Genomic DNA, 22,088 nt, shown 5'->3' with positions numbered 1-22,088 from the left:
GGCCACGATCAAGGCAGGATGCCCGCATGACCGTCGTGCGCTGGGCCGCCGCGCTGGCCGGGCTCGCCACCATCCTGGGCACGACGTCCAGCGTGCTGCGCACCCTGGTGGTCCCGCGTCGGCTCCGCTCCAAGCTGTCGGTGCTGGTGGCCCGGTTCGTGGCCTTGCCGTTCCAGCTGGCCGCCGACAGCCGCGGGTACGTCACCCGTGACCGGATCCTGGCCTGGACGGCGCCCGTGACGATCATCATCCAGCTGAGCATCTGGCTGCTCTTGTTCCTGGCCGGCTTCGGGCTGCTCGTCTACGCGGTGAGCGGCCTGGGGCTGGGCGCGTCGCTGCGGGAGGCAGGCTCCAGCCTGTTCACCCTGGGCTTCGCCTCGACTGACCGCAGCCGGCTCACGGCGGTCGACTTCGTCGCGGCCATGGTGGGGCCGATCGTCATCGGCCTGCAGATCGGCTACCTGCCCTCGCTGTACGCCGCGTACAACCGGCGCGAGGCCGAGGTCACCATGCTCGACTCCCGCGCCGGCGAGCCCAACTGGGGGCCGGAGATCCTGGCCCGGCACGCGTCGATCGCCTCGCTGGCCAACCTCAACGACATGTACCGCGACTGGGAGCGCTGGGCGGCCGACGTCTCGGAGAGCCACTCCAACTACCCCGTCCTGATCTCCTTCCGTTCGCAGGAGTCGACCCGCAACTGGCTGATCGGGCTGCTGTCGGTCATGGACTCTGCCGCCCTGCACCTGGCCTTCAACCCGTCGAAGCCGCAGGGGGAGCCGCGGCTGGCCCTGCGCATGGGCTTCGTGTGCGTCCGCCACCTGGCCAGCACCACCGGGATCCGGTTCGATCCGGATCCGGCGCCGGACGACCCGATCGAGCTGACCTACGAGCAGTTCCTGGACGGCGTGCGCCGGCTGGAGGCCGCCGGCTACCCGATGGAGCGCACCCCCGACGCGGCCTGGCCGCACTTTCGCGGCTGGCGGGTCAACTACGAGGCCAGCGTGTACCGGCTGGCCCGGCTGATCGACGCGGTCCCAGCGCCGTGGAGCGGTCCCCGCCGCGGAGCCGTCGCGGTCCTCGCCCCGACATCCCCGGTGGACCGCCAGCCCGGCGCGCCGAGTGATCCCGGTCGGGGAGACTAAGCGGACCGAGCGAACAGGAGGCCAGCGTGTCGGACGACGGGGAGCCGGACGCCGCAGCGAGCGTCGAGCTGCCGGCGCACACCCGGCAGTGGATCGCGCTGCTCGTGCCCAGCGGCAGCGCCCCGGCCTGGCTGCGGATCACCGAGGTCGAGCAGCGGGGGGCCGCTGCGCTGTCAGTCGTGGTGGCGATCGTGCTGCAGCTCGCGTTGCCGGACACGCTGACCTTCGGGCCGCACTGGATGCTTCCGGCGCTCGAGGCGCTGCTGCTGGTGGCCCTGGTTGGCGGCCAGCGGGTGCTCGGCCACGCGGTGACCGCCCGGCTGCGCCCACTGGCGCTCACCCTGGCCGGGACGGTGGCCGCGGCGAACCTGACCTCGACCGGGCTGCTGGTGGCCACCCTGGTGGGCGGCAAGGCGCTGAGCGCACAGCAGCTGCTGTCCACCGGGCTGCTGGTCTGGGTCACCAACGTCATCGCGTTCGCGCTGATCTACTGGGAGCTGGACCGGGGGGGACCGCTGTCCCGCGCCATGATGTCCGACAGCTACCCGGACTTCCTGTTCCCGCAGATGGCCTCGCCGGGCGTGGCGGCCATGGACTGGGAGCCGCGGTACTTCGACTACGTGTACGTGTCGTTTACCAACGCGACGGCGTTCAGCCCGACCGACACCATGCCGCTGTCCCGCTGGGCCAAGGCGCTCATGCTGGTCCAGTCAGCGGTTGCGCTGGTCACCGTGGGGCTGGTCTTCGCGCGGGCGGTCAACATCCTGCACTGACGGTGCCTGACAGCTGGCGGGCGGCTCCTCCCGCCGGCTGAGCCGGGCCCGCAGCGAGCTCACGGCGCGGACCAGCCGCCGCCACAGCACCACCGCGGTCACCGTGCCCGCGACGAGCACCGTGGCGGCCACGCCGGCCGCGATCCAGGGGTGTCGGGTGGCCAGCAGGACCACGACGGCGACCAGGCTGTCCTCGGCGGTGCTGGTGGCCACGTTGGTGACTGGCTCGGGGGAGGTGTTCACGGCCAGCCGGAACCCCGACTTGAGGCTGTGGCTGGCCAGCGCGGTGCCGCCGCCGAGCACGGCCGCCCAGACCTGGCTCATGTCCCCGGCCTGACCCGCGAGCAGCGCGCCCAGCCACGCGCCGACGGCCGGCCGGACCACCGTGGAGACGCCGTCCCAGATGCTGTCCAGGTAGGGGATCTTGTCGACCACGAACTCGACGGCGAACATCACCGGCGACGACCAGGACCGGGGTCGACTGCAGCGTCGGGGGGACGCCGTCGATCCCGCCGTACCGGCCGAGCAGCCCGGTGAGGAGCACGACCAGGGAGGCGTTGAGCCCGCTGGCCCAGCCGCCGGTGAAGACCAACTGGAGCGCTTCCACAGTGGTTGACGCTACCGGCCGCCTCCCCATGCGGTGGGTGCGGACCGGTATGGCAGGCTCGCCCAGTGAGCACGATCACCAGATTCCTCAGCCACCTGCAGGGGTGGCCGGCGTACCTGATCGTGGCCGCCTTCGTGTTCGCCGAGGACGCGCTGTTCGTCGGGTTCGTCGTCCCCGGCGAGACCGCGGCGGTGGTCGGCGGCTTCCTGGCCTACACCGGCCACGTGGAGCTTGCCGCGATGATCGTCACCGTCGTCCTCGCGGCGATCGTCGGGGACAGCGTGGGGTTCGAGGTCGGCCGGCACCTGGGACCGCGGCTGCTCGCGGTGGAGCGGCTGCAGCGGCACCAGCACCGGCTGGACCGGGCGCAGGACCTGCTGCGTCGCCGCGGCGGACCGGCCGTGTTCCTGGGCCGCTTCGTGTCGTTCTTCCGCGCCGTGATGCCGGCGCTGGCGGGCACCTCGCGGATGCACTACCCGACCTTCCTAGCCTACAACGCGGCTGGTGGTCTGGTCTGGGGCACCGGCTTCGTGCTGCTCGGCTACCTGGCCGGCCACTCGTACGCGGCCGTCGCGAGCGTGGTCGGCAGGGACGTCGCGCTGGCGATCGGCGTGCTGGCCGCGATCGTCGTCGGGGTGGTCGTGCTCAAGAGGCGTCGGGCCGCGAGCGACTGACCCGCTCGGCCGCGATCTTGCGGTGCACCCGGACCGACTCGGGGGCGGCCGCGATCCGCTCGGCCCGCCACTGGTCCACGAGCGGGTCGGGCAGCGGCGCCAGCGGACCGGCGGCCCAGGAGAGAAGCAGGTCGGCCAGCGCCGGGTTGCGGGCCAGCGCCGGGCCGTGCAGGTAGGTGCCGAGGGCGTGCCCGGCCAGCACCCCCTCGGTGCCGTGGTCGTCGTTGCCGAACCCGACCCGGACCCGTCCCAGCGGGACGGCGGACGGCCCGAGCACGCTGCGGCCGCCGTGGTTCTCGAACCCGGTGAGCACGGGCAGCCCGAGCTCGGCGGCCGGGTCGGTGACCAGCTCGCCGATGGCCCGCCAGGGGCCCGGGGTGGTCACCAGGTCGAAGACCTCGAGGCCAGCCACGGGCGCGCCGTCCGGCCCGGGGAACTCCCGGCCCAGCATCTGCATCCCCGCGCAGACCGCGAGCAGGGGGGCGCCCCTGCCGACGGCATCGGCGATGGCGCCGTCGGCGCGCATCATGGCGGTGGCGGCGACCTGCGCGGCATCCTCGGCGCCGCCGATCAGGTAGACGTCGCCGTGCCGGGGGAGCGGCTGGCCCGGGGCCACCGACACCGTCTCGACATCCAGCCCGTGCCGTCGGGCCCGGTGCGCCAGCACCAGCAGGTTGCCGTGGTCGCCGTAGGTGCCCAGCAACGCGGGGTACACCTCGACGATCCGCAGGGTCGAGGGGCCGCTCACCGGCGGGCCTCCTGGCTCCACGGCGGGCTGGCCAGCAGATCCTGCAGCGCGGTGTAGCTGGCCACGACGTCCACCGGGCCGGCCGGCAGCCCGGCCATCGCGTCGTCCAGGCTCTCGGCGAGCTGCGGCCGGGCGCCGGCGGTCTCCAGCCGGATCGCCATGTCCAGCCGGCGCTCGCCGAACACCCGCACCTCCCGGCCGGCCAGCGACTCGAACGGGACGTCGTACAGCCAGGACAGGTCCCGGCCGTCCGCGGCGCGCCCGTTGCTGGCGAAGACCAGGGGGCGGCCGCTGGAGCCGAGCATGTCCAGCACCTCCGACCAGCTGGCCGGGTTCTTGGCCAGCAGCAGCCGCACCCCGTGCTCGCCCCTGTGTACGGTGGAAAACCGCCCCTCGACGCCGCCGACCTTCGCCGCGGCGGCCAGCGCGGGCTCGGGGGCGACCCCCAGCTCACCGGCAGCGACCACGGCCAGCGCGGCGTTGCCGAGGTTGGCCCGGCCCGGGAGCGACAGCTCGATCCGTCGCCGCACCCCGGACGGGTCGACCAGCTCGTCGCCGTCCACCCGCCAGTCCGGCTCGGGGCGGGCGAAGTCGCAACCGGTGCACCACCAGTGGTCCCCGTCGCGGGACAGCAGCGCCCCGCAGGCCGGGCACAGCGTGGAGTCCATGGCCCACCGGTACGGCGTGGCCACCCAGACGCTGCGCGGTGCTGCGGCCGCGGCGTAGGTGGTCAGCGGATCGTCGCAGGTGGTGATCGCGACGGTCCCGGCCGGCGCCTGGGCGAGCGTGCGCCGCCAGGTCTCGACCAGGTCGGCCACTCCGCCGTAACGGTCCAGCTGGTCCCGGCTCAGGTTGGTGAGCACCACGACCCGCGCGCCGGTCGCGGCCAGCGTCGCCGGCAGGTAGTACTCGTCGACCTCGAGCACGGCCGTGGGGGAGCGGTCGTCGAGCAGTGCGGTGGCGATGCCGGTGGTCATGTTGGAGCCGGTGGAGTTGTTGGCCACCGGCACCCTGCTGCGGACCGCGTCGGTGAGGAACCTCGTGGTGGTGGTCTTGCCGTTGCTGCCGCTGACCAGGGCGCAGGTGCGCCCGGCGGCCAGCCGGCGGACGGCGTCAGGTGCCAGGCGCAGCAGCACCTGACCGCCGATCACGGTGCCGCTGCCCCGGCCCAGGACTCGGGAGGTGACGGCCGCCGTGCGCGCGAGCGTGGCAGCCGCCCAGAAGGGCAGCACAAGGGTCGATCCTGCCATCCCCGCAGCCGGCTCCGGACGGTCAGGCCGCGCCGGCGAAGGAGCGGATCCGCCGCCACGCGTCGGCGCCCCGGGCCTGGGCGTCCTGCGCCACCCGGGCGACGGCCTCGAGCGGGAGGTCTGACCCGCGTCGCCCGGCCCGGCGCGGTGCCACAATCGCGGGATGAGCGAACGACCGCCGCTGGCCCCGCTGGACATCGACGTGGGCCGGGTGCTCGCCGTCGTGGCCCACCCGGACGACCTGGAGTACGGCGCCGCCGCCGCGGTGGCCGCCTGGACGGACGCCGGGCACGAGGTGGTCTACCTGCTGGCCAGCCGGGGCGAGGCCGGGATCGACGGGATGATCCCGGAGGAGGCCGCCCGGGTGCGCACCGCCGAGCAGGTGGCCAGTGCCGCCGTCGTCGGGGTCTCGACCGTGGAGTTCCTGGACCACCCCGACGGCGTGATCGAGTACGGGCTGCCGCTGCGGCGGGACATCGTCGCGGCGATCCGCCGGCACCGCCCGGACACCCTGCTGCTGTTCAACCACACCGACACGTGGGGCCCCGGACGGCTGAACTCGCCGGACCACCGCAACGTGGGACGGGCGGCGTTGGACGCGGTCGGGGACGCCGGGAACCGGTGGGTGTTCCCCGAGGTGGGTCCGCAGCCGCACGGCGGGGTACGGCACGCCGTAGTCACCGGTACGCCCGCGCCGACGCACGCGATGGACGTCTCGGCGAGCGTCGACCGGGCGGTCGCGTCGCTGGCCGAGCACCGGGCCTACCTGGACGGGCTGGGCGACCATCCGATGGCCGACCCCGAGTTCGTGCGGGCCTGGCTCGAGACGGCCGCGGAGCGGCTGCCCGGCGCGCGGGCCGCGCTCAGCGTCGAGCTGTACAGCTTCTGACCGCTGGTCACGGCGCGCCCATCGTCGCGGCGTGGGTGCCGAGCAGGCCGTACGGCGCGAGCAGGTCCATGCCGTCGGGCGTGTTCAGGTAGCCGGCCCCGGAGCCAGGCACCCCGGTGTGCCCGTACTGCCACACCACCGTGTTCGTGGCCGGGTTGATCACGATGACCCGGTCGTTGCGGTCGTCGTTGACCATGACCATGCCGTTGGGCAGCGGCAGCGCGAGCGAAGGGTGCGCGAGCTGCTTGGCGCCGGTGGGCTTGTACCGCCACAGCGCCTGACCGGACCGGCCGAAGATCAGCACCTGGCCGGGGGTGGAGTAGTCGACGGTCAGGTACCGGCCCGCGCTGATCTCGTTCGTGTCGGACGGGTAGGCGACGTCGGGGACGTGCACCGACCAGGTCGACGTGCCGTCCAGGCCCAGCTCGGAGACGTACGCCCCGCCGATCTCGGTGACCAGGTAGTGGCCGTTGGCCATCGGGAAGGCACCGTTCGGGCTGCTGTAGCGGGTGGGTGGGGCGTGCCGACAGCTGCCCGGCAGGCCGTAGGAACGCTCCGCGGTGTGCGCCCCACGGGCGACCAGCAGCACCCGGCAGTTCTTGATGTCGGCGATCAGCAGCTGCCCGTTCGGCAGCATCATCGCGTCGTCGGGGTTGTTCAGGTGGTTCGGTCCCGCCCCGGGCGTGCCGGGGGTGCCGTAGCGGTAGACGATCCGGTGGGTCGCGATGTCGATGACCGAGACGACGTAGTCGTCCTCCTCGGTCGCGATGATCTCCCGGCCGTCGGGGCTGAAAAACGCGTCGTCCGGGATCAGGAAGGTCTGCCCGGGGGTCAGGTCCCCCGGGCGGGGGAACTGCCAGCGGACCCGGCCCTGCGGATCGACGATGATCACCCGGTTGTTCGCCTTGTCGGCGATGAGGATCGGCCCGGGCAGCACCGACGGGTCCGAGCCGGGGGCCAGCTGACCCGGGCCGGTCGCGGCCGGCAGCCAGCCGGCCTGGCCGACCGAGGCGCCGGCCGCGGAACCGGTCGTGGTGCCGGTTGAGGGCGACGCCGTGGGAGCCGGTGCCGGCTCGACCAGCCGCAGGGTGACGACCGAGGCCAGGGTGGTCGGGGTCTCCCCGCCCAGCAGGTAGCCGACGCCGTCGACAACCGCCGCGCCCGAGTCGGAGACCCCCTGCGACAGCTGGCCGGCCGAGGTGACGGTGCGGTGCGCGGGGTCGAAGGCAAGCACGTCGGTGCTGCGCTGCTCGCCCTGGCCGGTGCGCCCGCCGGCCAGGTAGATCCGGTCCCCGAGCGCGAGGGCCGAGGCGTGGGCCACCGGGTGCGGAAGGTGGGCGACCAGCGACGCGACCCCGGTCGACACGTCGACCAGCTGGACGTCGTCCACCGTCGTGCCGTTGTGTTCGCCGCCGAACACCCACAGCTGGTGCCCGCTCACCGCCACCGCCGGGTAGCGGACCGTCACCGGCAGGGTGGCCGCGACCGTGAAGTGAACGCCGTCCGTGGTGCGCAGCACGGACGGCAGCTCGCGGCTGCCGTCGTAGCCACCGACCACGTACGCGGCGCCGTCGACGGTGGCTGCAGCCAGGTCGGCGCGCGGCTGCGGCAGCTGGCCAACCACGCTGCCGGTACCCCCTGCGACGATCGACTGCACGGACGCCGTCGGCGCCGACGTCCCGCCGCCGAAGACGAACCGGTGGCTCCCCACGGTCGACCCGCCGGCGTCGTGGCCGGCCTGGGCGAGCTGGCCCTGCTCGCTCGCCTGGCCGGTCACCGGGTTGAGCGCGAAGACGCTCGCGCTGGAGTGGTTGGCCGCGTCGAGGCCGCCGGCGACCAGCAGCAGGTGGCCGTCCGGCTGGACGACGGACCGGGACACGGCCGCGGGCAGCTGCCAGTCGGCCGTGGCCACCTGCAGCACGAGCGGCCGGGCCGCCGCCGTTGCCGTCGAGGCCGCCGGCCCGCTGGCTGACTGGCTTCCGGTCGCGGCCGGCGTCGAGGACCCGGCGCACGAGGTGAGCAGCAGCGCCGTGCCGACTGCGAGAGCGGGGACGGCAAAGCGGGGGGAGGGCACGCGCACGAGCCAAGAGTGTCGCCAGAGCCGGGTCAAGCCCAGGTAAACCGGCGACCTCACCGGCGCGTCGCCCTGCAGGGCGGCCGCTCCGGCGCCGATACGTCTGGCATGAGCCTGCTGCGCCACGTCGGACCGGTGCTGGTCGCCGGCTGCCTGTCCCTCCTCGCCGGCTGCGGGGGCAACCCGGCCCAGCAGGTGGCGGACACCGTGGTGTCCCAGGTGTCGACTGCCCACCGGACCGAGGTGGTGGCGGCGCTGGCGGGGGACGCGCAGGCGCTGGCCGGCTACCAGGCGAGCAACGGCACGCTGCCCGCCGGCCAGGCCGAGTTCGCGGCCATCCCGGGGGTGGAGCGGCCTGGGGTGAGCGTCACCTACACGGCGTCCGGCAGTGGCTGGTGCCTTGTCGGCACGTCGACCGCCCAGCCGCCGTCCACCGTGGTGTGGACCCAGAACGGGCAACAGCCGGCCGGGGTGACGCGCTGTCCCTGAACAACTGGAAAGATCTTGGGAGAACCGCTTGCGCGGCGCCCCCAGGCCCGATAGAAATCTCCCACGTCACCGGCGAATCGGTGAGCAAGCAAGGGGAAACCCGAGCAACCGCAACGGCTGAGGAGACTCGGTCGGCGCGGGCGCAGCGCGAGCAGGTGACGTGCCGGGCGGAGACCGGGGCACCACGCCGAAGGGGCGACCTGACGGCCTGCGGATGACGACGCAGCCGGTGCAGACGGACCGCGAGGTGCAGGCTGTGAAGCCGCGAAGCACCTGGGTGACCAGGAGCGACGCGAACCGGACGTCATGCCGGTGCCACGTACGGCTGGGCAACCGGTCGTCTGAGGCGAAAGCGGCCGCGACAAGGCCCCGCGAACTCATACTTCGCGGGGCCTTGTTGATGTTCTACCGGTTCGGGTGGGCGCGGTGTGGCAGCGACACGCCTCACCCGTCGGCGGAGTCGCCGCGCTCGTGCCGCTCGGACAGGAACCGCTCGAGCTCGGCGCCGAGCTCGTCGGCGGTCGGCAGCCGGGCGGACGGGTCGGCCAGCAGGTCACGGTGGTCGGACGTGAAGCTGTCGTACTGCTCCTCGAGGCCGTGGACCACAGCGGCGACTTCGGGCGACTGCGCCACCTGCGCGTCGATCTCGCCGCGGACCGTCTCGGCGGCCGTGCGCAGCACGTCGGTGGGCAGGGACAGCCCGCTGACCGCGGTCACGGACTCCAGCAGGACGGCGGCGGACAGCGGGTACTCCAGCTGGGCCACGTAGTGCGGCACGTGCGCGGCGAAGCCGATGGCGTCCAGCCCGTGCTGGCCGAGCCGGTACTCCAGCAGGTGCCCCACGCTCGCCGGGACGGTCACCGTGTTGACCCACGGCTGGAACCCGGAGACCAGCTGCTTACGGGTCGCGTGGGCGGTGACCCCGACCGGCCGGGTGTGCGGCACCGCCATCGGGATCGCGTTCAGGCCGACGGTGAGCCGGACGTTCAGCTGGGCGACTACGGCCCGGACGGCGGCAATGAACCGCTCCCACTGGACGTCCGGCTCGGGGCCGTCGAGCAGCAGGAACGGGACGCCGACCGAGTCCCACACCAGCCGGACCACCAGCTGGGGCTCCTCGTAGTGCTCCCAGTGGTCCTCGACGAACAGCATGGGCGGCCGTCGGGAGCGGTAGTCGACCAGCTGGTCCGCGTCGAAGGTGGCCACCACCCGGTGGTCCAACGTGGCGAGCAGGTGCTCCCGGGCCAGCCGGACCGCGCTGCCGGCGTCGATGAAGCCGCTGAGGGCCTGGACCAGGACCGGCCGGTCCAGCTCGGGTCGGTCCGGCTCGAGTCGGTACAGTTCTGCTGGTGCCATGTCGGCCATCCAACCAGCAGCGGTGGACCGATGGCGCCGTCGGCCGAGCACCGCTCAGCCGGCCCGCGCCGGTCTCAGCTCGCCCAGGAGAGCAGGCCGGCGTTGAGCGCCGGGTCGCGCAGCTGGCGCATCGCCTCCCGCTCCAGCTGGCGCACCCGCTCCCTGGACAGCCCGAGCACTTCGCCGATCTCGGACATCGTCCGCGCCTTGCCGTCGGTGAGCCCGTAGCGCAGCCGCACGATGGTCGCCTCTCGCTCCGGCAGCCGCTCGATGGCGCGGGACAGCTCGGCCAGCATCTGCTGGCTCTCCAGTGCCGCCGTCGGCGGGGTGTCGTCGCCGGGGACGACCAGGTCGGCCAGCGCGGTGTCCCCGTCGTCCCCGACCGGGGTGTCCAGGCTGACCGTCTCGCGACCGACCCGGCGCAGCTCCTCGACCCGGGTCACCTCGTGGCCGGTGGCCTCGGCGATCTCCTCGACCGTCGGGGTGCGGCCGAACGACTGCAGCAGCTCGCGCTCGGCCCGGCCCACCTTGGCGACCTCGGTGGCGATGTGCACGGGCAGCCGAATGGTGCGCCCGTTCTCGGGCAGCCCGCGACCGATGGCTTGCCGGACCCACCAGGTCGCGTACGTCGAGAACTTGTAGCCCTTGCGGTAGTCGAACTTCTCCACGGCGCGGATCAGGCCCAGGTTGCCCTCCTGGACGATGTCCAGGAACGGCACCCCGCTGTGCCCGTACCTCTTGGCGATCGAGACCACCAGCCGGAGGTTGGCCCGGACCATGCGGTTCTTCGCGGCTTCGCCGTCGGCGACCAGCAGGTCGAGCTCGGCCCGGCGCTTGGCCGTGGCCTTGATCTCGCCGGCTGCGGCCTGCCGGAGCAGCTCGGCGGCGTAGACGCCGACCTCGATCCGTTGGGCGAGCTCGACCTCCTCCTCGGCGGAGAGCAGGGGAGTCCGGCCGATGCCGTCCAGGTAGACGCGGACGAGGTCAGCGGTGGGGGCAGGTTCGTCGAGGTCGCTGGTGGAGACGGCGGACGGGGCGTCGAGGTACTGCATCGCGGGAAGGACCCCTCCTCACGGGGTTGTCGTGCTGTGCTCGGTGAAACGCCACGACTCCGCGAAACGTTCCGTACGACCCCCTTGCTCAGTGATCTTCTTAGCGCTCTCTCAGGTCCGCGTTGCTCCCGTGGTCGGGACCGACCGCCCGCTGAACTGGTCCATCGAGGCGTGCACGCCCAGCGCGTTGGCGATCGCGTCGAACCAGCGGGGCGGCAGCAGCTGTGCGGCGAAGGCCGCCCGCGCGAGCGGCGGCAGGATCACCCGCGGCTGGTTGCGCTCGACCGCGGTGATCACCCGTTCGGCGACCCGCTCCTCGCTGAGGATGGGCAGCAGCCACGGCAGCCGGGTCCGGGCCCCCTCGAACATGCCGGTGTCGACGAAGAACGGCAGCACCACGGTGGTCTGCAGCTTCGGTGCGGTGCGGGCCAGCTCCACGCGCAGCGACTCGGCGAAGCCGTACGCCGCGTGCTTGCTGGCGGCGTAGTCGACCAGCCGCGGGACTCCCATCGCGGCGGCCATCGACGCGATGGTCACGATGTGTCCGCGGGAGCGGGCCACCATGCCTGGGAGCACCGCCCGGGTGCACCAGAACGGGGCCAACGCGTTGACCGCCATGACCCGCTCGATCTGCTCATCGGTGAGGTCGAGCAGGTCGGCCCCGGCCACCACGCCGGCGTTGTTGACCAGGACGTCGACCCCGCCGTGCCGCCGTTCGGCCGTCGCCGCGGCGTCGGCGACCGCCCGCCGGTCCGTGACGTCGACCACCTGGACGGTCGCGGCCCGCCCGGCCCGTCCGGAGTCGTCGACCAGCCGGTCCAGTCCGGCCGGGTCGAGGTCCCAGCCCACGACCTGGGCGCCGCGCTCGGCGGCGAGCAGCGCCATCCGGCGCCCGATCCCCGAGGCGGCCCCGGTGACCAGCACGACTCGGTCTCTCAGCTCGGACATCGGGGCTGCCTCCTGGGTGGTGGGTGTGGTGGGTCAGTCGGTCGGGCCGAGCTCGTCGTCCAGCCGCTGCGGCCAGTCCGGGTGGGCCAGCTCGGCTTCGATGAGCAGCTCCCCGGGGTGCTCGTTGGCCAGCTCGACGGCCCGCACCAGCCCGGACAGCTCCGCGCCGGCGGCCAGCACGACCGCGGCGACGATGCGCTCGGGGTCGGGGCCGCCGGCCCGGAGCCGGGACAGGATGTCGTCCACCAGCTGGAATTCGCCGGGGAAGTCCTGCTGCACCCGGTGCTCCACCCGTGGGGTGAGGCCGGTCCGGTGCATCGGCTGGTCGGTGCTCATGAGGTCCCCCCGGTGGCGGCGGTGCCGAGGGCGGCCGCGACGAGGTCGCGCGCCTCGGCCTGGATCCGGGCCAGGTGCTCCGGGCCGGTGAAGCTCTCCGCGTAGATCTTGTAGACGTCCTCGGTGCCCGAGGGGCGGGCCGCGAACCAGCCGGACGCCGTGGTGACCTTGAGCCCGCCGAGCGCGGCCCCGTTGCCGGGCGCCGCGGTGAGCTTGGCCTCGATCGGCTCCCCGGCGAGCATCGTGGCGGTGACCTGCCCGGGGGACAGCCGGGCGAGGACGGCCTTCTGGTCCCGGGTGGCCGGCGCGTCCACCCGCGCGTAGGACGGGTCGCCGTAGGCCTGGGTGAGCCGGCGGTAGTGCTCGCTGGGCGAGCGTCCGGTCACCGCGATGATCTCGGCGGCGAGCAGGTCGAGCAGGATGCCGTCCTTGTCCGTCGTCCAGACCCGGCCGTCCCTGCGCAGGAAGCTGGCCCCGGCGGACTCCTCGCCGCCGAACACCACCGAGCCGTCCAGCAGCCCAGGCACGAACCACTTGAAGCCCACGGGGACCTCGACCAGGGTCCGGCCGAGCCCACCGACCACCCGGTCGATCATGGACGACGACACGAGCGTCTTGCCGATCGCGGCGCCGGCCGGCCAACCGTCCCGGTGTCCGAGCAGGTACTCGATGGCCACCGCGAGGAAGTGGTTGGGGTTCATCAGGCCGGCGTCCGGGGTGACGATGCCGTGCCGGTCGGCGTCCGCGTCGTTCCCGGTGGCGACGGCGTACTCGGTGCGGCGCTCGATGAGCGAGGCCATGGCATAGGGCGAGGAGCAGTCCATGCGGATCTTGCCGTCCCAGTCCAGGGTCATGAACCGGAACGTGGGGTCGACCAGCGGGTTGACGACGGTCAGGTCGAGGCCGAGCCGGTCCGCGATCGCCGCCCAGTAGGCGACGCTGGCGCCGCCGAGGGGGTCGGCACCGATCCGCACGCCGGTCCGGCGGATCGCCTCGACGTCGATCGCGCTCGGCAGCGCCTCGACGTAGCGGCCCAGGAAGTCGTACCGGGCCGTGGTGTCGGCCGCCCTGGCCCGCTCGGCGGTGACCCGGCGGACCTGGGCCAGGCCGTCCGCGAGATGCGCGTTGGCGCGGTCCTGGATCCACCCGGTGACGTCGCTGTCCGCGGGGCCGCCGTGCGGCGGGTTGTACTTGAAGCCGCCGTCCCGTGGTGGGTTGTGCGACGGGGTGACCACGATGCCGTCGGCCCGGTGCGCGGGGCCGGTGGCGTTGTGCTCGAGGATCGCCAGGGACACCGCGGGGGTCGGGGTGTAGCCGTCGTCGGTGTCCAGCAGCACGGTGACGCCGTTGGCGGCGAGCACCTCCAGCGCGGTCGCGGTCGCCGGCTCGGACAGCGCGTGGGTGTCCTTGCCCACGAACAGCGGACCGTCGATGCCCTGGCCGGCCCGGTACTCGCAGATCGCCTGGGTGGTGGCGGCGATGTGGTCGTCGTTGAAGGCGGCGTCCAGCGAGCTGCCCCGGTGTCCCGAGGTGCCGAAGGCGACCCGCTGCGCGGGGGCCTCGGGGTCGGGGTGCTCGGTGTAGTACGCGGTGACCAGACGGGCGACGTCGACCAGGTCGGCGGCGGTGGCGGGCCGGCCGGCCCGGGGATCAACACTCATGCGGTCATCCTGGGTGGGTGCCCGCATGGATGTCCATGACCGCGTGCAGCAGCTCGACGGCCTCGTCGTGCGGGCGCTGGAACGAGTTGCGGCCCATGATCGTCCCGAAGCCACCGCCCAGGGCGGTCTGCCGGTTCTCCTCGAGCACCTGCTCGGTGCCCTTGGCGGCGCCGCCCGAGAAGATGACGATGCGGCGTCCGGCGAAGGCGGACTGGACGACGTGGCGGACCCGGTCGGCGAGGGTGTCGAGCGGGACACCGGCGGCCTCCAGCGCCGTGCGCGCAGCGTCGGACTCGATGCGCGCGGCCGGCGGCTTCACCTTGATGATGTGGGCGCCCAGCTGCGCGGCGATCTGGGCGGCGTAGGCGACGACGTCGACCGCGGTCTGGCCTTCTCTGGACAGCCCCGAGCCGCGCGGATAGGACCACACGACGACGACCAGCCCGGCGGCCTTCGCCTCGGCGGCGACGGCACGCAGCTCCTCGTACATCGCGTTCCGCCCGGCCGACCCCGGGTAGATGGTGAAGCCCACCGCGCTCGCACCCAGCCGCAGCGCGTCGGCGACGGTCGCGTTCAGCGCGGGCACCGGGTCGGGGCCGGAGTACAGCGAGTCGGAGTTGTTCAGCTTGAGGATCAGCGGCAGCTGGCCGGCGTACTCCGCCGCGGCCGCCTCGATCGACCCGAGCGGCGCCGCGTGCGCGTTGCAGCCGGCGTCCAGGGCCAGCTGGAAGTGGTAGCGCGGGTCGTAGCCGGCCGGGTTGGGCGCGAAGCTGCGGCCGGGGCCGTGCTCGAACCCCTGGTCGACCGGCAGGATGACCAGCTTGCCGGTGCCGCCGAGGCGGCCGTGGCTGAGGATGCGGTGCAGGTTGGCCAGGGTCCCCGGGGTGTTCCCGTCGTACCAGGACAGGATCTCGCGTACGCGCTCGGTGGTCATGTCTCCCAGCATTGGCGGCCGACGCCGCCCCGGCATGAGGCCAATGTCCCTACGGCCGTGGCGAAGGGCAGCCGTCGCGTGGTAGTCCGGTGGGAGCACTCGTGCACCGACCCGATGGAGGACGCCGATGAGCGCCAGCCTCCCCCCGCCGGCCCGGGGCCGTGACGACCTCGGCCACCTGATCCTGCTCGCGGCCGCCGACGTGGAGGCGATGCCCTGGGAGCCGCTGCGCGGGCTCGCGGGGGTGCACCACAAGGTGGTGTGGCAGTCCGGGGACGCCGTGCTCGGCTTCATCCGGGTGGACTCGGGCGCGGTGAAGCCGGAGCACACCCATCACGGCGCCCACCACCACATCCTGATCACCCGGGGCTCGGCGACCATGCTGGGCCGGCCGTTCACCGCGGGGGCGTACCTGTACATCCCGCCGGGCACCCCGCACGAGGTGGCCGACGTCGGGCCCGAGGGCTGCACCTTCTTCTACACCTACCGCCCGGTGGAGATCCCGGTCCGCTAGCCCCTCGCCAGGGTGGTGGGGCTCAGGCGGGGCGGGCGGCCAGGACGAGGCAGTCCAGCGCGTGCCGCTCACCGCCGTCGGTGCTGACCGCCCGGGTCACGGTCTCGGCCCGGACCACCTCCAGCGGCCCACCGTGGAGGTCCTCGACGACGTCGTCCGCCGTGTAGAGCGCGGCCGGGTCCTGCGGACCGCCCGCTCCCTCGGTGAGGTTGCGGCTGTCGTGTGCGATGACCAGCAGGTGCCCCCCGGGGGCGACGCCCCGCGCGGCCGCCTGCAGCACGGGTCGCCGCTCGTCTGCGGCCACCTGCAGGTAGACGACCATGACCAGGTCGAACGCCTGGGCCGGCGGCTGGTAGGACAGCAGGTCGGCCTGCACCACGTGCAGCCGGTCGGCCGCCAGCTCGCCGAGCCGCTCCCCGGCGATCCGCTGGGCGCGCGCGAGGGCCACCCGGGAGAAGTCCACCGCGGTGGACTCCCAGCCCTGCTCCGCCAGCCAGATGGCGTTGCGCCCCTCACCGGCCGCCAGGTCGAGCGCCCGCCCTGGCGCCAGCCGTGCGGCGACCTGCTCGACGAACACGTTCGGCCCGGCCGACCACACCAGGTCGCGCTCGGCGTAGCGGGCATCCCAGGTGGTGCTGTCCACGGTGGCTCCCTTCGCTGCCGGCCCCCGATGGCCGCGGCTCGCTCGACGATATCCGCGGGGTCGGCCCCGTGGGCGGCCCGCTGCCCCTAGGGTCACCTGGACGACCGCAGAGGAGCAGCCGTGGCCAAGCCCTCGATCCGCCCGCAGCTCTGGCGGCCCCCGCCCGCGCCCGCCATGGACGGCGCGTACGCGCCCAACCGGCTGCTGGCCGGGCTGGAGCGCCTCGAGGTGCCCGGCAGCGGACCCGAGGACGTCGTCGTCCACCCCTCCGGCGACGTGTACACCGGCACCGTGGACGGCACGATCCTGCGGCTGTCCGCGGACGGGCGCCGGATCGTGCGGGTGGCCACCACTGGGGGGCGCCCACTGGGCCTCGAGGTGGCCCCGGACGGCCGGCTGGTCGTCTGCGACGCCGAGCGCGGGCTGCTGCGACTGGACCCGCGCACGGAGGTGGTCGAGACGCTGCTCGACGCGGCCGCCGGCGTGCGACTGGCCAACAACGCGGCGATCGGCTCCGACGGCTCCATCTACTTCAGCGACTCCTCGCAGCGGTTCCCGCTCGCGCACTTCAAGGCCGACCTGCTCGAGCACAGCGGCACCGGCCGGCTGCTTCGGCGCCACCCGGACGGCGAGGTCGAGACGCTGCTCACCGGCCTGCAGTTCGCCAACGGGGTGGCCCTCGCGCCGGACGAGTCCTTCGTCCTGGTCGCCGAGACCGGCGGCTACCGGATTCGCCGGTACTGGCTGAACGGCCCGCGGGCGGGCATCGGCGACGTCCTGGTGGACAACCTCCCGGGCATGCCGGACAACCTGTCCACCGGCCCCAGCGGGGTGTTCTGGGTGGCCATGCCGTCGACCCGCAACGCCACGTTGGACTGGCTGCTGCCGCGTCCCGCGCTGCTACGCAAGGCGGTGTGGGCGCTGCCGGAAGCCGTCCAGCCGAACGCGGCTCGGATCACCTTCGTCCTTGGCCTGGACGCCGACGGCACCGTCGTGCACAACCTCCAGGACGACGGGCAGCGCTTCCACTACGTGACCGGCGTCCGGGAGCACGACGGCTGGCTGTACCTCGGCAGCCTGGTCGAGTCGGCTGTGGCCAGGGTCCGGCTCCCGGTGGCCGGGGCATGAGGCTGTTGCTGCTGGGGGTCCGCGGCTCGGTGCCCGCTCCCGGCGCCGACTTCGTGCGGTACGGCGGGCAGACCTCGTGTGTTGTCATCACCGCGGACGGCGCCGACGCGCCCACGCTGGTCCTGGATGCCGGGACCGGGCTGCGCGCCCTCACCGCCCGGCTCGGCGGGGCGGCCTACCGGGGGGCGATCCTGCTGAGCCACCTGCACTGGGACCACATGTGGGGGCTGCCGTTCTTCGCCGCGGGTGACCGTAGCGGCGCCGACGTCGACCTCTACCTGCCGGCGCAGGACGGCGTCTCGGCCCGCGACCTGCTGGCCCGCTCGATGGCCCCGCCGATCTTCCCGATCCCCCCGGAGGGGCTGCTCGGCCGCTGGGCGTTCCACGGGCTGGAGCCCGGCCGGCACGAGATCGCGGGGTTCACGGTGACCGCGGCCGAGATCGAGCACAAGGGCGGCCGGGCCTACGGCTACCGGGTCGAGGACCGTTCCGGATCGGTGGCGTACCTGCCCGACCACCCTCCGTCCGCTGGGGTGTCGGCGCAGACCTGGGCCCTGCTGGACGGCGTGGACGTGCTGCTGCACGACGCGCAGTTCCTGACCGCCGAGCGGGCGGTGGCCGACCTGTACGGGCATGCGACGGTCGAGGACGCGGTCGCCCTCGCCGAGCAGGCCGCCGTGGGGCAGCTGGTGCTGTTCCACCACAGTCCGACCCGCACCGACGACCAGCTGGACGCGATCGCGGCCGGGCTCGGTGCGGCGGTGCCGACGTCGGTGGCCAGGGAGGGCGACGAGATCACGGTCGGACGGCCCTAGGCACGGCCCGGCCCGACGGGAGACTGGCGCCATGACCGCAGCAACGGCCGGTGTCGTGGTGCTGCTCGTCGTGCTGAACCTGGCCACCAACGTCTGGTGGCCGAGGGCCTACCTCGCGGTGTGCATCGGGGGCGCCGCCGCGCTGCTCGCGATCGGCCGGCTCGAGGGGTTGACCTGGACCGACATGGGGCTGGGCCGGACGGCGGTGCTGGCCGGGCTGCTGTGGGGGCTCGGCGCAGTCGCCGTGGTCGGTGTGGGGTACCTCGCCGTGGGCGCCGTACCGGCCGGTCGCCGGCTCCTGCACGACGATCGGGCTCCGGCGGCGTGGCGCCCGCTGTTCTACCGGGCCGTGCTGCACGTCCCGCTGGGGACCGTGCTGCTCGAGGAGGTGGCCTTCCGCGGCGTCCTGCTCGGGCTGGTCGCCAAGGAGCACGGCATGGTCGTCGCGGTGGTCGTGTCCTCGGTGCTGTTCGGGCTGTGGCACGTGCTGCCGACGATTGAGGCCATGCGCTCGTCCACCGTCGTGGCGACGGCGATGGGTGGCCGGGGACCGCTGCGTGCGGTGCTCGCCGCGGTGGCCTTCACCGCTGCCGCCGGCATCCTGTTCAGCTGGCTGCGGGTGGTCAGTGGCAGCCTGCTGGCCCCTGCGGGGCTGCACGTGGCCACCAACTCCGGCGGGTACCTGGCCGGCTTCCTGGTGCGTCCGCGCGCCCGTTGACGCGCCAGCCGACCACAATCGTCGGGTGGTCACCCTCACGCTCACCGACGAGGACCGGCGCCGCGACCTGGTCCGGATGAAGTCCATCGCGACCGGCCTGCTGCTGCTGGCCGCTGTCGTCTACCTGGGCGCGAACGCGGCGGTCAACGCGGGTGCCCCCGCCTGGGTCGGGTACGTCCGGGCGGCCGCCGAGGCCGGGATGGTCGGCGGGCTGGCCGACTGGTTCGCGGTGACCGCACTGTTCCGCCGGCCGCTCGGGCTGCCGATCCCGCACACGGCGATCATCCCCGCCCGCAAGGACGACCTCGGCCGCGGGCTGTCGGACTTCGTCGGCGCCAACTTCCTGTCCGAGCAGGTCGTGCGTGACCGGATCATCGCGGTGGGTCCGGCCGGTCGGGCCGGCGGCTGGCTGGCCCAGCAGGGCAACGCCGAGCGGGTGACCGCCGAGGTGGCCGCCGTCGTCCAGGGGGCCATCGGGGTGCTCCGGGACGACGACGTGCGCGCGGTGCTCGAGCACGCCGTCGTCCGGCGGCTGGTCGCCGCACCGGTGGGGCCGCCGTTGGGTCGGCTGCTGTCCCGGGTGGTGGCCGACGGGGCCCACGTGGGCCTGGTCGACCTGGTCGTGGACAACACCAACGTCTGGCTGGCCGCGAACCGGGCCATGGTGGTCGACGTCATCGCCAAGCAGGCGCCGCCCTGGTCGCCCCGGTTCGTCGACGAGCGGGTGGCCGAGCGGCTGTACGCCGAGCTGGTGCGGGTGGCGGGGGAGGTCCGCGACGACCACGCGCACCCGCTGCGCGGCTCGCTCGACCAGTTCCTGCTGGAGTTCGCCGCCGACCTGCGGGAGGACCCCGGGGTCATGGCCAGGGCGGAGAACCTCAAGCAGCAGCTGCTCGACCACCCCGACGTCCGTCGGGCCTTCGGCGACCTCTGGACAACGGTCCGCACGATGATCGTGGAGGCGGTCGAGGACCCGAATAGCGAGCTGCGCCGACGGGCCACCGCGGCGCTGGCCGAGTTCGGACGCCGGCTGGTGGGGGAACCGGAGCTGCGGGCCAAGGTCGACGGCTGGGTCACCGCGGCCGTCGTCCACCTGGTGACGAACTACCGCGACGAGCTCACCACGACCATCACCGACACCATCGACCGGTGGGACGGCACGGAGACGGCCCGCAAGGTCGAGCTCGCGGTGGGCCGGGACCTCCAGTTCATCCGGCTCAACGGCACGGTCGTCGGCGCGCTGGCCGGGCTGGCGATCTACACGGTGACCCAGCTGCTCTAGCCCAGCCCCAGCCCGACTTGGTGACGCCGTTCACAAGGACCAATGACCCTTTCTGCACAGGCAGCAGCGGACCTAGTGTGCTCAACGTGCAGGAGATGCAGGGCAGGCAGGAGCGGGCGCCACGGGGTCTGCTCACGGCCGACGAGGTTCAGCAGCTCCTCGACATCGACCGGTCTACCATCTACCGGATGGCCGGCGACGGCCGGCTGCCGGCCGTGAAGATCGGCCGCCAGTGGCGGTTCCCGGCCGACCGGATCGCCGCGCTGCTCGAGGTCGGCACCCCCGCGCCGGCCGCGAACCCCGCGTTCGACACGACCTCGTCCCAGCCCCTGGGCACGCCGCTGTCGGCCGAGATCGCCGAGTCGGTGCTCGACGTGGCCGCGGGCGCGCTGGACGTGATGATGGTCGTCACGGACATGACGGGGCGGCCGGTCACCAACGTGATCAACCCGTGCGCCCGCTTCTTCCACGAGTCCGGTGACCCCGCGACGCTGGCCGCGTGCATCACGGAGTGGCGGCAGCTGGCCGACGACGTCCACTTCGAGTCCCGCTTCCGCGTCGGCCACCTCGGTTTCGAGTGTGCCCGGGCGTTCATCCGGGTCGGCTCAGAGCTGGTCGGCATGGTGCTCGCTGGCGGTGTGGCCCCAGTCGGTGACGACTCCGACGACCTGTTCCAGCTCGACCCCGGACGGCGCCAGCAGGTGCTGTCCACGCTACCCAAAGTGGCCGCGGCACTGTCTCGCGTGGCCACCCCGACGAAGGACCTAAGGAGCGCAGGATGAAGCGACTGCTCGTGCTCGGCGGTGGAACCGCAGGCACGATGGCCGTGAACAAGCTGCGGCCGCGGCTGGCCCGCGACGAGTGGCAGATCACTGTTGTCGACCCGAGCGACACGCACTACTACCAGCCCGGTTACCTGTTCGTCCCGTTCGGCATCTACCAGCCCGAGGAGATCGTGAAGCCGCGCAAGCGCTTCATCCCCGAGGGGGTCGACCTGGTCCAGGCCGAGGTCGACAAGGTCCTGCCGGAGGACAACAAGGTCCTGCTCGTCGGTGGCGAGGAGCTGCTCTACGACTACCTGATCATCGCCAGCGGCACCACACCGCGGCCGGACCAGACCCCCGGCATGGCCGATGACATGGGCGGCAGCGTCCACGAGTTCTTCAGCTACGAGGGCGCCAAGCGGCTCGCCGAGAAGCTGAAGACCTGGGAGGGCGGCAAGCTGGTCGTCCACCTGACCGAGATGCCGATCAAGTGCCCGGTGGCCCCGCTGGAGTTCAGCTTCCTGGCCGAGGCCTTCTTCACCGAGAAGGGCATGCGGGACCAGGTCGAGATCACCTACGTGACCCCGCTCGAGGGCGCGTTCACCAAGCCGGTGGCGTCCAAGCACCTGGGCGGCATGTTCGACGAGCGCAAGATCCAGCTCGAGGCCGACTTCATGATCGAGTCGATCGACCCCGAGGCCAAGAAGCTGGTCTCGTTCGACGAGCGCGAGGTGCCCTACGACCTGCTGGTCACCATCCCGATCAACATGGGCGCCGACTTCGTGGCCCGGTCCGGCCTCGGCGACGACCTGAACTACGTCCCGGTGGACAAGGAGACGTTGCTCTCCAACACCTACGACAACATCTTCGCGATCGGCGACGCGTCGAACATCCCGGCGTCCAAGGCCGGCTCGGTGGCGCACTTCTCGATGGACCTGTTCCCGGACAACTTCGTCAACCACATCAACGGCCGTCCGATGACCGAGAAGTTCGACGGGCACGCCAACTGCTTCATCGAGAGCGGGCACGGCAAGGGTCTGCTGATCGACTTCAACTACGAGACCGAGCCGCTCCCCGGCAAGTACCCACTGCCCGGCGTCGGCCCCTTCAGCCTGCTGAAGGAGACCGAGATCAACCACTGGGGCAAGATGATGTTCCGCTGGATGTACTGGAACCTGCTGCTCCCCGGCAAGGAGCTCCCGCTGCCCGCCCTGATGTCGATGGCCGGGAAGCAGACGGAGGGCGAGTGATGACCGAGGTGGTCTCGGCCCCGTCGCTGGACCAGCGGCTC

Annotated in this window: 24 protein-coding genes; 12 read left to right on the top strand and 12 right to left on the bottom strand. The window is 73.1% G+C overall.

Annotated features, from left to right (window positions below; translation table 11 throughout):
• The first annotated feature begins 26 nt into the window (after window positions 1-26).
• Entirely contained in the window at window positions 27-1,142 is a 1,116-nt protein-coding gene (locus VIM19_16160) for a hypothetical protein (GenBank protein HEY5186389.1), read from the top strand.
• A 26-nt stretch (window positions 1,143-1,168) separates the two neighbouring features.
• Window positions 1,169-1,915, top strand: coding sequence for a hypothetical protein (locus VIM19_16155; protein HEY5186388.1), 747 nt, complete (start codon window positions 1,169-1,171; stop codon window positions 1,913-1,915).
• Here the strand turns inward: VIM19_16155 and VIM19_16150 are convergent.
• Window positions 1,853-2,368: a DUF4126 domain-containing protein gene (locus tag VIM19_16150; GenBank protein ID HEY5186387.1), complete on the bottom strand. Its 516-nt coding sequence runs from the start codon at window positions 2,366-2,368 to the stop codon at window positions 1,853-1,855. The genes VIM19_16155 and VIM19_16150 overlap by 63 nt on opposite strands.
• Before the next feature lie 219 nt (window positions 2,369-2,587).
• Here VIM19_16150 and VIM19_16145 point away from each other — a divergent pair, with 219 nt between their 5' ends.
• Window positions 2,588-3,196, top strand: coding sequence for a DedA family protein (locus VIM19_16145; GenBank protein ID HEY5186386.1), 609 nt, complete (start codon window positions 2,588-2,590; stop codon window positions 3,194-3,196).
• Here VIM19_16145 and VIM19_16140 read toward each other — a convergent pair.
• The 3 genes from VIM19_16140 to VIM19_16130 are packed head-to-tail and all read right to left on the bottom strand — an operon-like array spanning window position 3,168 to window position 5,348.
• Window positions 3,168-3,944: a glutamine amidotransferase gene (locus tag VIM19_16140; GenBank protein ID HEY5186385.1), complete on the bottom strand. Its 777-nt coding sequence runs from the start codon at window positions 3,942-3,944 to the stop codon at window positions 3,168-3,170. The genes VIM19_16145 and VIM19_16140 overlap by 29 nt on opposite strands.
• Window positions 3,941-5,194, bottom strand: a complete 1,254-nt coding sequence (locus VIM19_16135; GenBank protein ID HEY5186384.1) for a MurT ligase domain-containing protein — start codon at window positions 5,192-5,194, stop codon at window positions 3,941-3,943. Before VIM19_16135 ends, VIM19_16140 begins: the two co-directional genes overlap by 4 nt.
• Window positions 5,195-5,216: 22 nt before the next feature.
• Entirely contained in the window at window positions 5,217-5,348 is a 132-nt protein-coding gene (locus tag VIM19_16130) for a hypothetical protein (protein ID HEY5186383.1), read from the bottom strand.
• Between the two features lie 9 nt (window positions 5,349-5,357).
• Between VIM19_16130 and VIM19_16125 the strand changes: the two genes are divergently transcribed.
• Window positions 5,358-6,083, top strand: a complete 726-nt coding sequence (locus tag VIM19_16125) for a PIG-L deacetylase family protein (protein HEY5186382.1) — start codon at window positions 5,358-5,360, stop codon at window positions 6,081-6,083.
• Between the two features lie 7 nt (window positions 6,084-6,090).
• Here the strand turns inward: VIM19_16125 and VIM19_16120 are convergent, their stop codons facing one another.
• Window positions 6,091-8,163 (bottom strand): hypothetical protein, encoded by a 2,073-nt coding sequence (locus tag VIM19_16120; protein HEY5186381.1) that lies wholly within the window; start codon window positions 8,161-8,163, stop codon window positions 6,091-6,093.
• Between the two features lie 102 nt (window positions 8,164-8,265).
• Here VIM19_16120 and VIM19_16115 point away from each other — a divergent pair, with 102 nt between their 5' ends.
• A complete protein-coding gene (locus VIM19_16115; protein HEY5186380.1) occupies window positions 8,266-8,646 on the top strand; it encodes a hypothetical protein in 381 nt (126 codons plus the stop codon).
• A gap of 444 nt (window positions 8,647-9,090) precedes the next feature.
• On the opposite strand, the gene VIM19_16110 is transcribed toward VIM19_16115, so the two are convergent.
• The 6 genes from VIM19_16110 to VIM19_16085 all read right to left on the bottom strand — a co-directional run bounded on the left by VIM19_16110 (window position 9,091) and on the right by VIM19_16085 (window position 14,933).
• Window positions 9,091-10,011, bottom strand: coding sequence for a PAC2 family protein (locus VIM19_16110; protein HEY5186379.1), 921 nt, complete (start codon window positions 10,009-10,011; stop codon window positions 9,091-9,093).
• Between the two features lie 65 nt (window positions 10,012-10,076).
• Window positions 10,077-11,054 carry a sigma-70 family RNA polymerase sigma factor gene (locus tag VIM19_16105; GenBank protein HEY5186378.1) on the bottom strand — a complete coding sequence of 326 codons (978 nt, stop codon included), beginning with the start codon at window positions 11,052-11,054 and terminating at the stop codon, window positions 10,077-10,079.
• A gap of 111 nt (window positions 11,055-11,165) precedes the next feature.
• Window positions 11,166-12,002, bottom strand: a complete 837-nt coding sequence (locus tag VIM19_16100; GenBank protein HEY5186377.1) for an SDR family oxidoreductase — start codon at window positions 12,000-12,002, stop codon at window positions 11,166-11,168.
• Window positions 12,003-12,035: 33 nt separating this feature from the next.
• Complete coding sequence (locus VIM19_16095; protein ID HEY5186376.1) at window positions 12,036-12,338, bottom strand: hypothetical protein; 303 nt, start codon at window positions 12,336-12,338, stop codon at window positions 12,036-12,038.
• Entirely contained in the window at window positions 12,335-13,999 is a 1,665-nt protein-coding gene (gene pgm, locus VIM19_16090) for a phosphoglucomutase (alpha-D-glucose-1,6-bisphosphate-dependent) (GenBank protein ID HEY5186375.1), read from the bottom strand. The genes VIM19_16095 and pgm overlap by 4 nt, the downstream gene beginning before the upstream one ends.
• Before the next feature lie 4 nt (window positions 14,000-14,003).
• A complete protein-coding gene (locus VIM19_16085) occupies window positions 14,004-14,933 on the bottom strand; it encodes a class I fructose-bisphosphate aldolase (protein ID HEY5186374.1) in 930 nt (309 codons plus the stop codon).
• A gap of 127 nt (window positions 14,934-15,060) precedes the next feature.
• Between VIM19_16085 and VIM19_16080 the strand changes: the two genes are divergently transcribed.
• Complete coding sequence (locus VIM19_16080; GenBank protein HEY5186373.1) at window positions 15,061-15,447, top strand: hypothetical protein; 387 nt, start codon at window positions 15,061-15,063, stop codon at window positions 15,445-15,447.
• 22 nt (window positions 15,448-15,469) lie between these two features.
• Here VIM19_16080 and VIM19_16075 read toward each other — a convergent pair whose 3' ends face one another.
• Window positions 15,470-16,090 carry a class I SAM-dependent methyltransferase gene (locus VIM19_16075; GenBank protein ID HEY5186372.1) on the bottom strand — a complete coding sequence of 207 codons (621 nt, stop codon included), beginning with the start codon at window positions 16,088-16,090 and terminating at the stop codon, window positions 15,470-15,472.
• Window positions 16,091-16,210: 120 nt separating this feature from the next.
• On the opposite strand from VIM19_16075, the gene VIM19_16070 reads away from it, so the two are divergent.
• The 6 genes from VIM19_16070 (at window position 16,211) to VIM19_16045 (ending at window position 22,047) form a co-directional block, all read left to right on the top strand.
• The gene (locus VIM19_16070) at window positions 16,211-17,218 is read left to right on the top strand and encodes an SMP-30/gluconolactonase/LRE family protein (GenBank protein ID HEY5186371.1); all 1,008 of its coding nucleotides are present in this window, start codon (window positions 16,211-16,213) and stop codon (window positions 17,216-17,218) included.
• On the top strand, window positions 17,215-18,033 hold the full coding sequence (locus tag VIM19_16065; protein HEY5186370.1) for an MBL fold metallo-hydrolase: 819 nt from the start codon (window positions 17,215-17,217) through the stop codon (window positions 18,031-18,033). The genes VIM19_16070 and VIM19_16065 overlap by 4 nt, the downstream gene beginning before the upstream one ends.
• Before the next feature lie 31 nt (window positions 18,034-18,064).
• The gene (locus VIM19_16060) at window positions 18,065-18,751 is read left to right on the top strand and encodes a CPBP family intramembrane glutamic endopeptidase (protein HEY5186369.1); all 687 of its coding nucleotides are present in this window, start codon (window positions 18,065-18,067) and stop codon (window positions 18,749-18,751) included.
• 76 nt (window positions 18,752-18,827) lie between these two features.
• Complete coding sequence (locus VIM19_16055; GenBank protein HEY5186368.1) at window positions 18,828-20,033, top strand: DUF445 domain-containing protein; 1,206 nt, start codon at window positions 18,828-18,830, stop codon at window positions 20,031-20,033.
• Window positions 20,034-20,128: 95 nt separating this feature from the next.
• Entirely contained in the window at window positions 20,129-20,815 is a 687-nt protein-coding gene (locus tag VIM19_16050; GenBank protein HEY5186367.1) for a helix-turn-helix domain-containing protein, read from the top strand.
• Window positions 20,812-22,047 (top strand): FAD/NAD(P)-binding oxidoreductase, encoded by a 1,236-nt coding sequence (locus VIM19_16045; protein ID HEY5186366.1) that lies wholly within the window; start codon window positions 20,812-20,814, stop codon window positions 22,045-22,047. The genes VIM19_16050 and VIM19_16045 overlap by 4 nt, the downstream gene beginning before the upstream one ends.
• The last annotated feature ends 41 nt before the right edge of the window (window positions 22,048-22,088 follow it).

The organism is Actinomycetes bacterium, assembly GCA_036510875.1.
Taxonomy (GTDB): Bacteria; Actinomycetota; Actinomycetes; order Prado026; family Prado026; genus DATCDE01.
This window is presented reverse-complemented; position numbering and strand designations above follow the sequence as displayed.

Bases quoted from the DNA above. Each gene is read 5' to 3' on its own strand.
- VIM19_16060 (HEY5186369.1), top strand. From the start codon at position 18,065: ATGACCGCAGCAACGGCCGGTGTCGTGGTGCTGCTCGTCGTGCTGAAC.
- VIM19_16100 (HEY5186377.1), bottom strand. From the start codon at position 12,002: ATGTCCGAGCTGAGAGACCGAGTCGTGCTGGTCACCGGGGCCGCCTCG.
- VIM19_16105 (HEY5186378.1), bottom strand. From the start codon at position 11,054: ATGCAGTACCTCGACGCCCCGTCCGCCGTCTCCACCAGCGACCTCGAC.
- VIM19_16065 (HEY5186370.1), top strand. From the start codon at position 17,215: ATGAGGCTGTTGCTGCTGGGGGTCCGCGGCTCGGTGCCCGCTCCCGGC.
- VIM19_16045 (HEY5186366.1), top strand. From the start codon at position 20,812: ATGAAGCGACTGCTCGTGCTCGGCGGTGGAACCGCAGGCACGATGGCC.
- VIM19_16055 (HEY5186368.1), top strand. From the start codon at position 18,828: ATGAAGTCCATCGCGACCGGCCTGCTGCTGCTGGCCGCTGTCGTCTAC.
- VIM19_16125 (HEY5186382.1), top strand. From the start codon at position 5,358: ATGAGCGAACGACCGCCGCTGGCCCCGCTGGACATCGACGTGGGCCGG.
- VIM19_16080 (HEY5186373.1), top strand. From the start codon at position 15,061: ATGAGCGCCAGCCTCCCCCCGCCGGCCCGGGGCCGTGACGACCTCGGC.
- pgm (HEY5186375.1), bottom strand. From the start codon at position 13,999: ATGAGTGTTGATCCCCGGGCCGGCCGGCCCGCCACCGCCGCCGACCTG.
- VIM19_16110 (HEY5186379.1), bottom strand. From the start codon at position 10,011: ATGGCCGACATGGCACCAGCAGAACTGTACCGACTCGAGCCGGACCGA.
- VIM19_16160 (HEY5186389.1), top strand. From the start codon at position 27: ATGACCGTCGTGCGCTGGGCCGCCGCGCTGGCCGGGCTCGCCACCATC.
- VIM19_16085 (HEY5186374.1), bottom strand. From the start codon at position 14,933: ATGACCACCGAGCGCGTACGCGAGATCCTGTCCTGGTACGACGGGAAC.
- VIM19_16150 (HEY5186387.1), bottom strand. From the start codon at position 2,368: ATGTTCGCCGTCGAGTTCGTGGTCGACAAGATCCCCTACCTGGACAGC.
- VIM19_16095 (HEY5186376.1), bottom strand. From the start codon at position 12,338: ATGAGCACCGACCAGCCGATGCACCGGACCGGCCTCACCCCACGGGTG.
- VIM19_16135 (HEY5186384.1), bottom strand. From the start codon at position 5,194: ATGGCAGGATCGACCCTTGTGCTGCCCTTCTGGGCGGCTGCCACGCTC.
- VIM19_16115 (HEY5186380.1), top strand. From the start codon at position 8,266: ATGAGCCTGCTGCGCCACGTCGGACCGGTGCTGGTCGCCGGCTGCCTG.
- VIM19_16050 (HEY5186367.1), top strand. From the start codon at position 20,129: ATGCAGGGCAGGCAGGAGCGGGCGCCACGGGGTCTGCTCACGGCCGAC.